Below are 10,558 nucleotides of genomic sequence, written 5' to 3'. Positions count from 1 at the left end.
CGTCGGGGCCGGTGGATTGGTCCGTTGTGACTGCGGCGTGAGGCCATCGCGCGGTGTGGGCGGCATGTCCGGTAACCGTTCGGCGGGACGGGCGCCTGGCGCGAGGAAGCGGTGGCGGTTCTCCGCCCATGCACGGCGGCAGTCCGGGTCGCGCGGACCCTCTTCGCCGAGCGCCTGACAGCGGATCAGGGCGTCGCGCAGGGGGTCGGTCGGCGCCTCGATCGCACGGCCGGACGGCCACCGCTCGGGCACTTCCTCTTGCCGGGTCATCTCGATCGCGGTCGCGGTAACCGCGACGGCGACGAACACCACGGCGCCGATCCGGGCGAACACCTTGCCGTCCATCGCCAGGCCCTCAGTTGCCGTTCGGGAACATGCGGGCGTTGCCCGGCTGATAGCCGCTGCCGGGCGTCAGGAATCGCCGACGCTGCTCGCGGCCCTGTTCGGCTGCCGCGGCGCGTTCGGCCTCGGAGAGGCTCTGGGCGCGCCCGTTGGCGGCGACGACGGCGGTGAGATCGGCGAGCTGTTGCGCTTGAAGGGCGAGGAGCTGGTTGCCGGCCTGCGTCGCCTGCAATGCGCCGGTCGCGCCCTGGCTTTGGCCGATCAGCGCCGACATCTCGGTACGATTGGTGTCGATGTTGCCGACCACGCCGGCCTGGACGCGCATGGCATCCTGCAAGCCGCCGACGGTGTTCTGCCAGCGCTCGCGCGCCTGCGCGACCAGCGCCTGATCGGAGGCGGACATCGAAGCGTTGCCATAGGTGGTCTGGAACGCACGGTCGATCTGCTGGACGTTGAGGGCGATGCCCTGCGCCTGTTGCAGGAGCTGCTGCGTGCGCTGGACAGACTGCTGGAGCTGTTGGAGCGACGAGTAAGGCAGGCTCGCGAGGTTGCGCGCCTGGTTGATCAGCATTTGCGCTTCGTTCTGAAGCTGAGTGATCTGCTGATTGACCTGCTGGAGCGTGCGCGCCGCCGTCAGCACGTTCTGAGCGTAGTTTGTCGGATCATAGACGATCCATTGCGCGGCGGCGGGCGGCGCGAAGATGGGTGACAGTGCGAGCGGGGCCGCTAGGAGTGCGGCCGTCATGCGCAGGGTGCGTGTACGGGTGTGAACGGAACGGGTCATGGGCGTGCCTCCGGATCGCCTTGTTGAGTGACATTGGTGAGGTCGGCGATGAGGTCCGCAGCCCAATCGAGCCGGTTCGCCACGAGCCATTCCGCGAGAAACCTGTCCGTGCCGCTGCGGGCGTGAACATCGGCGATCATCGCCTGGTGCTGTTTGGATGAGGCGGCGCACAGCGCCAGGGCCACGTCCGACAGGCCCAGCTCGAACAGCCGGTTTCCCCTGCGGCTCTGGCAGTAATAGTCGCGCTTGGGCATTGCCCGCGCGAGGATCTCGATCTGGCGATCGTTGAGACCGAAGCGGCGATAGATGGCGGTGATCTGCGGCTCGATCGCCCGTTCATTCGGCAGGAGAATGCGGGTCTGGCAGCTCTCGATGATGGCGGGCGCGATCGCCGAGCCGTCAATATCGGAGAGCGACTGCGTGGCGAAGATGACGCTGGCGTTCTTCTTGCGCAGCGTCTTCAGCCACTCGCGGAGCTGTCCGGCGAAACCCTCGTCGTCGAGCGCGAGCCAACCCTCATCGACGATCAGCAGCGTCGGCCGGCCGTCGAGGCGGTCCTCGATGCGATGAAAGAGATAGGCGAGCACGGCGGCGGCTGCGCCGGTGCCGATCAGGCCCTCGGTCTCGAAGGCCTGGACATTCGCCTCGCCGAGATGTTCGGCCTCGGCGTCGAGCAGCCGGCCATAGGGGCCGCCGACACAGTATGGTCGCAACGCCTGTTTCAGGTCGTTGGACTGAAGGAGAACGGACAGGCCTGTCAGGGTCCGTTCGCTGACGGGCGCGGAGGCCAGCGACGACAGCGCCGACCAGAGATGCTCTTTGACCTCGGGCGTGACAGCTACGCTCTCGCGCCCCAGGATCGCGATCAGCCAGTCGGAGGCCCAGGCGCGCTCGGCGACATCGTCGATGCGGGCCAGCGGCTGGAGCGACACGCTGTCGTCGGCGCCTTCGGTCAATCCGCCGCCGAGATCATGCCAGTCGCCCCGCATGGCGAGGGCTGCGGCGCGGATCGATCCGCCGAAGTCGAAGGCGAATACCTGGGATCGCGGATAGCGCCGGAACTGGAGCGCCATGAGTGCGAGCAACACCGATTTGCCGGCGCCGGTCGGCCCGACGATCAGCGTATGGCCGACGTCGCCGACATGGATGGAAAGCCGGAACGGGGTCGAGCCCTCCGTTCTGCCGTAAAGCAGTGGGGGGGCATCGAAGTGCTCGTCCCGTTCCGGTCCCGCCCACACCGCCGACAGCGGGATCATGTGGGCGAGATTCAATGTGCTGATGGGCGGCTGGCGGACATTTGCGTAGACATGGCCGGGCAGCGAGCCCAGCCAGGCGTCCACGGCATTGATGGTCTCGGCCATCGCCGTGAAGTCGCGGCCCTGGATGACCTTCTCCAACAGCCGCAGCTTCTCGGCGGCAATGCGGGGGTCATCATCCCAGACCGTGATCGTGGCGGTCACATAGGCTTGGCCGGCGTAATCGGCGCCCAGCTCCTGAAGCGCCATGTCGGCGTCGGCCGCCTTGTTCGCCGCATCGGTATCGACGAGGGCCGAGGCCTCGTTCGTCATGATCTCCTTAAGGATGGCGGCGATGGACTTGCGCTTGGCGAACCATTGCCGCCGGATCTTCGTCACCAGCTTGGTCGCGTCGGTCTTGTCGAGCAGGATGGCCCGCGTCGACCAGCGATAGGGAAAGGCGAGCCGGTTCAGCTCGTCGAGGATGCCGGGCGTCGTCGCGGACGGGAAACCGACGATGGTGAGGATGCGCAGGTTCGTCTCGCCCAAGCGCGGTTCGAGCCCTCCGGTGAGCGGCTGATCGGCGAGCAGCGCGTCGAGATACATCGGCGTCTCGGGAACGCGGACCCGGTGCCGCTTCGTCGAGATGGTCGAATGCAGGTAGGTGAGCGTCTCGGCGTCATCGAGCCAGGCGCATTCCGGCATGAAAGCGTCGATGAGGTTGAGGATGCGGTCGGTGCGATCGATGAAGCCACGCAGAATCTCGTGGGCGTCGACCCCCGCGTGATCGCGGCCCTCGTAGAGCCAGGTTTCGGCGCGGGCGGCGTCCTCGGCTGGCGGCAGGTACAGGAAGGTGAGGAAGTAGCCGGACTCGAAATGGGCGCCGGCTTCCTCGAAGTCCGCCTTGCGCTCGGCGTCGACCAGCGCGGAAGCGCTGTCGGCGAACGTGCTGGTGGGATAGGTGGCGGCGCCGTGGCGCTGCGCCTCGACAAAGATGGCCCAGCCGGAGCCGAGGCGCCGAAAGGCATTGTTCAATCGGCCGGCGACGGCCACCAGCTCGGCCGGCACGGCGCTGTCAAGATCGGGACCGCGGAAGCGCGCGGTGCGCTGGAGGCTGCCATCCTTGTTGAGGACGACGCCTTCGCCGGCGAGCGCGGCCCAGGGCAGGAAGTCGGCAAGACGGGTGTTGCGGTTACGATATTCGGCGAGGTTCATCATCGCGCCGCTCCTCAGACCGACAGGTGGCCGGGGATGCGCAGATGCTTGCGCACGACATCAACGAACTGGGGGTCGCGCTTCGCCGCCCAGACGGCCGCGAAGTGGCCCACGGCCCAAAGTCCCAGGCCGACCAGCCAGAGGCGAAGGCCGAGACCGAGGGCGGCGGCCAGCGTGCCGTTGAGAATGGCGAGAGAGCGCGGCGCGCCGCCGAGCAGGATGTGCTCGGTCAGCGCCCGGTGGACCGGGACCGAGAAGCCCGGCACTTCGCCGCCATGGTCCGCGCCTTCGGCCATCAGACGAGCGCTCCGCCACCGAAGGAGAAGAACGACAGGAAGAAGCTCGATGCGGCGAACGCGATGCTGAGGCCGAACACGATCTGGATCAGGCGGCGTGCACCGCCCGACGTATCGCCGAAGGCGAGCGTCAGGCCGGTGATGATGATGATCATCACGGCGATGATCTTGGCGACCGGCCCCTCGATGGATTCGAGGATGGATTGCAGCGGGGCTTCCCACGGCATCGACGAACCGGACGCGTGAGCGGCCGGCGCGAGGGCGAGCGTGAGGAACGTGACGGACACCGCCGTGGCGATATGGCGGCGGATGCGCAAGGCATGCTTGATCATGACGGGTCTCCTGTGGGGGGCTGGCTTGCGGGGGTGACGCGGTAGTCGCCGTCGGTGCCGAGGCCTTCGACATGGGCGAGTTCGGCGAGGCGGCGCGAAGAGCCGCGGCCGGAGAGCACAGCGACCAGATCGATCGTTTCGGCGATCAGCGCGCGCGGGACGGTCACAACGGCTTCCTGAATGAGCTGCTCGAGACGGCGAAGAGCGCCGAGCGCAGTCCCCGCATGGATGGTCCCGATGCCGCCGGGATGCCCGGTGCCCCATGCCTTCAACAGGTCGAGCGCCTCGGCGCCGCGAACCTCGCCGATCGGGATGCGGTCCGGTCGAAAACGCAGGGAAGATCGGACCAGCTCAGAGAGCGTGATGACGCCGTCCTTGGTCCGCATGGCGACAAGGTTCGGCGCCGTGCATTGCAGCTCGCGCGTGTCTTCGATGACGATGACCCGGTCCGAGGTCTTCGCGATCTCGGCCAGAAGCGCGTTCGTGAGCGTGGTCTTGCCGGTCGAGGTGCCGCCAGCGACGAGGATGTTGCGACGTTCGCTGACCGCGATGCGCAGCGCCTCGGCCTGGGCCGCCTGCATGATGCCGGCCGCGACGTAGTCGTCGAGCGTGAACACCGCGACGGCGGGTTTGCGGATCGCGAAGGCTGGCGCGGCGACGACGGGCGGCAGGAGGCCCTCAAACCGCTCCCCCGTCTCGGGCAATTCGGCCGAGACACGCGGGGCGCCCGGATGAACCTCGGCGCCGACGTGATGGGCGACCAGCCGGATGATGCGCTCGCCATCGGCGGGCGACAGTCGTTCACCGGTGTCGGAAAGGCCCTCCGAAAGTCGGTCGACCCAGAGCCGCCCATCGGGGTTGAGCATCACCTCGACGATCGCGGGATCTTCCAGAAAGGTGGCGATCGCAGGCCCGAGAGCCGTGCGCAGCATCCGCGCACCGCGAAGGATCGCTTCCGATTTCTGGTGAGTTGCCGCCACGTCGTCCCCGTTCTCTTGCGGGTCCGCCGAGGGCGGCCCTGGATCGGGGATGAGTAGAAGAGGCAGAAATCATGGCCTGACAACAACCATCATGTGGCCGTCGTACTGTGGCGTACAAAGACAGGGAAACGGCGGAACGCACGAATACTTGCGACGGACGGATCAATGATTATTCCGCGTCGCGCGCGGGCGTAATGTCTTCCGAAATCTCATGCCTTAGCTTCGGCCCCTGCGCGAGTCGTCTTCCGAGCGCCGTCACGAAGGCCTCGTAGCGCTCCGCCGCCTTGGCGCGCGCCGCAACCTGTGCCGGCTCGGGCAAAGGCGGATTGGAGGTCAGCCAGAAGCGGATGAACACGGCGAGCGTTTCGACCGATATGCCGACATCGCGCTCCATGCGCGCCATGCGGCGGTCGAGCTGATCGAGCCGCTTTGTCGTCGCCGCTTCCTGCCGTTCTGCGGCGTCTGGCGAGAGAAAAGAGGCGATGCCGGCCTCGGCAACCAGCGACAACGAGAGATCGCGTCGCGCTGCATGAGCCGCCAGCGCTTTCATCACGTCCGGATCGAGATAGACCGAAAGGCGCTGCTTCTTCGGCGGCTTGCTCATCGGCGCCTCCTACAGTTCGATGCCGTCGCCCGGATCGAGAGAGGCCTGGCGAGCCACCTGGCGCATGGTCTGAGTCATGCGGCTGAGGCGGGCGGCGTCCTCGTCGACATCGTCGCGGGGATCGATCTCGAACTCATTTTCGATCACAGGCTTTCGCTCGACGGTCTTGGTGCGGCTCAGTTCGGGTTGGTGGCGGCGCTCGGAGTCCGTCGGATCATCATCAGCCACGTCATCAACCGCGACGCGCTTCGTCAGCACGGGGCGTTCCGGTATAGCGAGCGCGCTCCAGTCGTCGGTTCTCGCGCTCGTCGGCTTGGTGAGTGTGGGTGGTGTGAGGATGCGTTCCTGAAACCGGCGATCCTCGTAGTAGCGGGCCTTCTTCGCGCGGATCGGTGGGATGCCGGCGACCATGACGATCTCGTCGGACGGCGGAAGCTGCATGATCTCGCCCGGCGTGAGCAATTGCCGGGCGGTCTCCGAGCGCGACACCATCATGTGGCCGAGCCAGGGCGAAAGGCGGTGGCCGGCATAGTTCTTCATGGCCTTCATCTCGGTGGCGGTGCCGAGCGCGTCCGAAACGCGTTTGGCTGTGCGCTCGTCATTGGTCGCGAAGCTCACGCGCACATGGCAGTTGTCGAGGATCGAGTTGTTGGGCCCGTAGGCCTTCTCAATCTGGTTCAGCGACTGGGCGATGAGGAAGGCCTTCAGCCCGTATCCCGCCATGAAGGCGAGCGCGCTCTCGAAGAAGTCCAGGCGCCCGAGGGCCGGAAATTCGTCGAGCATGAGCAGCAGGCGGTGTCGGTTGCCCTTCGCCTGCAAGTCCTCGGTCAACCGGCGCCCGACCTGGTTGAGGATCAGGCGGATCAAGGGTTTGGTCCGGTTGATGTCGGAGGGCGGCACCACGAGGTAGAGCGTGGTCGGATGCTTGCCCTCGACCATATCGGCGATGCGCCAGTCGCAGCGGCGGGTGACCTCGGCGACGACAGGATCGCGATACAGACCGAGGAATGACATCGCGGTCGACAGCACGCCGGACCGCTCGTTGTCGGATTTGTTGAGCAGCTCGCGCGCCGCGCTGGCGATGACGGGATGTGGGCCGGCCTCGCCGAGATGGGCGGTCTTCATCATCGCAGCGAGGGTCGACTCGATCGGGCGCTTCGGATCGGATAGGAAGGCGGCGACGCCTGCCAATGTCTTGTCGGCCTCGGCATAGAGGACGTGCAGGATCGCGCCGACCAGAAGCGCGTGCGACGTCTTCTCCCAGTGGTTCCGCTTCTCGAGCGAGCCTTCCGGGTCGACCAGAATGTCGGCGATGTTCTGCACGTCGCGCACTTCCCACTCGCCGCGGCGCACCTCGAGCAACGGGTTGTAGGCCGCCGACTTCGCGTTCGTCGGATCGAAGAGCAGCACGCGGCCATGCCGAGCGCGATAGCCGGCGGTGAGCGTCCAGTTCTCGCCCTTGATGTCGTGGACGATCGCCGAGCCCGGCCAGGTCAAGAGCGAGGGCACCACCAGGCCCACGCCCTTGCCGGAACGCGTCGGCGCGAAGCACAGCACATGCTCGGGGCCGTCATGTCGAAGATAGTCGCGCTCGTGTTTGCCGAGCACGACGCCATCCGGACTGAGCAGGCCCGCAGCCTTCACCTCTTCCGGCCGCGCCCAGCGGGCCGAGCCATAGGTCTCGACGTTTTTCGCTTCGCGTGCCCGCCACACCGACATGCCGATCGCGACGGCGATGGAGATGAAGCCACCCGACGCGGCGATATAGGCGCCCTCGACGAAGATCGGCGGCGCATAGGCGTCGTAGAAATACCACCACCAGAAGAAGGCGGGCGGATAGTAGATCGGCCAGCCCGCCAGTTCGAACCAGGGCAGTCCGAGCTGAGGTTGGAAGCCGAGACGATAGGCCGTCCATTGTGTCGCGCCCCAGGTCGTCATCAACACGATCAGGAAGACGGTGAGGATCTGACCCCAGAGGATTTTCGTCGCCGACATGGCGGGGCACTCCTTTCTTGGTTGGGCTACATGCCGAGGCCGCGATTGCGGCCGAAGCTCCAGTCGACGCCGCCGCCGCCGCGCGAGACGCCGGAGACGTGCTGGCCGAGCTGACGTTCGAGAGAGGGCGACCAGGGCACGAGCTGGAAGCCGAGGCCGTCGTCGATCATGGCGAAGCGGCCGGAGGCGAGCGCGAAGCGCTGCCGATAGGTGCCCGTCACATACTCGCCCGTTCCGGCCTTCGAGAATGGCCGGCCGGTCTCGGCCGCGAGCTTCTCGCCGAGCGCTTCGACCTCGCGCTGGCGCAAGGTTTCGATCAGCCCCGGCGAGAAGCTGACGCCGCGCGTCTGCCGCTCGGCGAGCCCCTGGGCGATGAGATGGTCGGCGCGCCGGTCCATCGCCTGACGCACCTCCGCGCCGAAGCCGCCGCCGCCGAGCGCTACCGGCTCGCGGGCGATGGCCTGCCGGTCGAGCCAGGTGGCGCCCGTCGCATGGACCTGTCGCTCGATATCGAGATCCGAGCGAACGGCGAGCGCCACGCGTCGGCGGCCCTGCGCGTCGTCGAACTTGCGCAGCTCGACGATCGAACCCGGTGCGCTGTCCCCGGCGGCGTCGAGATCGGTGAGCTTGATGTGGTGGGTGCGCCCGTCGGTGCCGTCGACCACGGCATAGGCCGTGCCCTTCAGCTCGTCATCGAGGCCGCGGTCGACCAGCCGGCCGATGACCGGATCGTCAATGCTCTCGCCGGCGAGCACATAGCTCGCGGCGCCGCGCTCGATGCCGCGTTCGGTCAGGCCGCGGTGGATGCGCTTGATGATGTCGCCGCGCTCGCCGAGCGCGCGTAGCGTCTTCTCGGCATTTTCCGATACGACCCACTGGCCGGGACCGACCTGATCGGCGAGGCCGAGTGTCTCCAGCTTGCGCAGCCGACCGACCTTCAGCGCGTGGAATTCGTCTGGCTGCCGATCGGGATGTGGGGCGAGGTCGGCGACGCCGGTGCGAAAGCTGTCGCGGGCGATCTGGCGATCGAGATCCGTCCAGCGTTCCGCCTCGACCTGACGCCCGAGGTTGCGGCGGATCTCCTGCTCGGTGCGCGGCCCCAACTCCTGGGTGACGAGATCCTGCGCCCGGGCGCGCATGCCCTCCTTGATGTAGTCACGGGAGATGACGAGGTCCTGGCCATCGTCGGTCCGCCCGCGGAGGATGATGTGGACGTGCGGATTGTCGGTGTTCCAGTGATCGACGCCGACCCAGTCGAGCTTGGTGCCGAGGTCCTTCTCCATCTGGCCCATCAGCTCGCGCGCGAAGGTCTTGAGGTCGCTCATCTCGGTCGCGTCCTCGGGCGACACGATGAACCGGAAGTGATGCCGGTCGTCCTGGGTGCGCTCGGCAAAGGCCTTGGGATCGGCGTCCTCTGTCTCGGGGCCGAACAGGTGGGCCTTCTCCCCATCCCGGGTGACGCCCTCGCGACGGAGATAGCTGAGGTGGGCGGAAAGCGGCGCGGCCCGCGCGCTATGACGGACGACGCGTGTCTTGATGACCGTGTTGCGCGATCGGCTCGTGAGCAGCCGATTGGCCTGAACGGTCGCGCGCTGTCCGCGTCCGAACCGCGAGCGATTGCCCTTGCTGATCTGGCCGGAGCGCGAGACGCGTCCACCGGCCCGCTGCGCGGCGGCGAGCGCCTGGGCAATGAAGGGCCGCGCAGCTTGAGCCCGGGTCGAGCGGATGCGGCCAGGCCGAATGCGGAAATCGTCCTCGCTGCTCATGGTCGAGGCCCCGCACATCGCGCAAACGCGCGGAAAGCCTTGGCGAAATGGCGAATGTGCAGGCTGCGCCGATCAGGCGCACCTCGCGCAAATGCGCCATAAGCCTCTGAAAACACACGACCGCACCAAGCCGCACATCGCCGGCTTTTATCTCGCCATCGTGCGGTTGTGCTGTCTGCTCCTCTTCTGCGGACCGCCTTTCTTCCGCCAGAGCACGCCACGGCGCGATCGGGTGCGACCGGCATCATCGCGGGCCACCGGCGCTATTGCGGGAGACGAACAGGCCGTCGGTGCGGGGTGCAATTTCGCCTTGATCGCGCGCCGGGTCGGTCGCGGACGCGTCCTCGGATGCGGTTTCGCGCTGTACCGGCGCGACCGTTTCGCCGCGGCCAGATGGCGCGACGAAGAGCGGCGAACGCGTCCAGGCGAGCGGATCGGCCGCCGCCACCATGACGGGGCCGGTTAAACCGCCGCCGCCGACCAGAGGCGCAAGCGTCGCCACATAGGCGCGCGTTTCGGCGGGCAGCGGACGGCCGGCGAGATACTCCTCGTATCGGCCGGGACCCGCGTTGTAGGCCGCCAGGAAGCCGGGCGAGCCGTAGCGATCGTGCATCTCGCGCAGATAGGCCGTGCCCGCCAGGATGTTGTCACGGGGGTCGTAAGGATTGGCGCCGAGCCGATGCCGGACGCGCAACTCGGCCCATGTGGCGGGCATGACTTGCATCAGGCCCATAGCGCCGGCCGAGGAGACGGCGCGCATATCGCCCGCGCTTTCGACGCGCATGACGGCGCGAATCCACGCTTCGGGAACGCCGAACCTTTGCGCGGCTTCGGCGAGGTAAGCGCCATAGGGATCGTTGCGCGAAGGCTGCTCGGCCGGCGCCTGCTGCGCGCTGGCCGGGCTTGTGGCCGGCGCAGCGAGGATCAGGCCGGAAAGGAGAAGTAGGGCTGCACGTCGGAGGGTGATCCTCCCTCCGACGACAGGCTGCATGCGCGCGCCGGGCATCGT

General features: G+C 67.4%; 10 protein-coding genes. All 10 read right to left on the bottom strand.

The features are described 5' to 3' along the window. On the bottom strand, nt 1-345 hold a 345-nt coding region (gene trbK-alt / locus JHD07_RS04720), incomplete at its 3' end, for a putative entry exclusion protein TrbK-alt (protein WP_291619489.1). A gap of 10 nt (nt 346-355) precedes the next feature. Beyond that, nucleotides 356-1,126 (bottom strand): P-type conjugative transfer protein TrbJ, encoded by a 771-nt coding sequence (trbJ, locus tag JHD07_RS04715; RefSeq protein WP_291619487.1) that lies wholly within the window; start codon nt 1,124-1,126, stop codon nt 356-358. Further along, nucleotides 1,123-3,579, bottom strand: coding sequence for a conjugal transfer protein TrbE (trbE, locus tag JHD07_RS04710; RefSeq protein WP_291619484.1), 2,457 nt, complete (start codon nt 3,577-3,579; stop codon nt 1,123-1,125). The genes trbJ and trbE overlap by 4 nt, the downstream gene beginning before the upstream one ends. Before the next feature lie 11 nt (nt 3,580-3,590). Next, on the bottom strand, nt 3,591-3,872 hold the full coding sequence (locus tag JHD07_RS04705) for a VirB3 family type IV secretion system protein (RefSeq protein WP_098107610.1): 282 nt from the start codon (nt 3,870-3,872) through the stop codon (nt 3,591-3,593). Next, on the bottom strand, nt 3,872-4,204 hold the full coding sequence (locus JHD07_RS04700; protein ID WP_209159349.1) for a TrbC/VirB2 family protein: 333 nt from the start codon (nt 4,202-4,204) through the stop codon (nt 3,872-3,874). The genes JHD07_RS04705 and JHD07_RS04700 overlap by 1 nt, the downstream gene beginning before the upstream one ends. Continuing rightward, a complete protein-coding gene (trbB, locus tag JHD07_RS04695) occupies nt 4,201-5,184 on the bottom strand; it encodes a P-type conjugative transfer ATPase TrbB (RefSeq protein WP_291619477.1) in 984 nt (327 codons plus the stop codon). The genes JHD07_RS04700 and trbB overlap by 4 nt, the downstream gene beginning before the upstream one ends. A 169-nt stretch (nt 5,185-5,353) precedes the next feature. Beyond that, nucleotides 5,354-5,788, bottom strand: coding sequence for a CopG family transcriptional regulator (locus tag JHD07_RS04690; protein WP_291619475.1), 435 nt, complete (start codon nt 5,786-5,788; stop codon nt 5,354-5,356). Between the two features lie 9 nt (nt 5,789-5,797). Then, the gene (locus JHD07_RS04685) at nt 5,798-7,783 is read right to left on the bottom strand and encodes a conjugal transfer protein TraG (RefSeq protein ID WP_291619473.1); all 1,986 of its coding nucleotides are present in this window, start codon (nt 7,781-7,783) and stop codon (nt 5,798-5,800) included. A 26-nt stretch (nt 7,784-7,809) separates the two neighbouring features. After that, nucleotides 7,810-9,549, bottom strand: a complete 1,740-nt coding sequence (locus JHD07_RS04680) for a VirD2 family relaxase/mobilization nuclease (protein ID WP_291619471.1) — start codon at nt 9,547-9,549, stop codon at nt 7,810-7,812. Nucleotides 9,550-9,793: 244 nt separating this feature from the next. After that, nucleotides 9,794-10,555, bottom strand: a complete 762-nt coding sequence (locus JHD07_RS04675) for a lytic transglycosylase domain-containing protein (protein ID WP_291619469.1) — start codon at nt 10,553-10,555, stop codon at nt 9,794-9,796. Between the last annotated feature and the right edge of the window lie 3 nt (nt 10,556-10,558).

This window comes from Bradyrhizobium sp., from assembly GCF_016462955.1.
Lineage (GTDB): Bacteria > Pseudomonadota > Alphaproteobacteria > Rhizobiales > Xanthobacteraceae > Bradyrhizobium.
The sequence above is the reverse complement of the archived record's forward strand: the minus strand, read 5'-3'. Positions and strand labels throughout refer to the sequence as shown.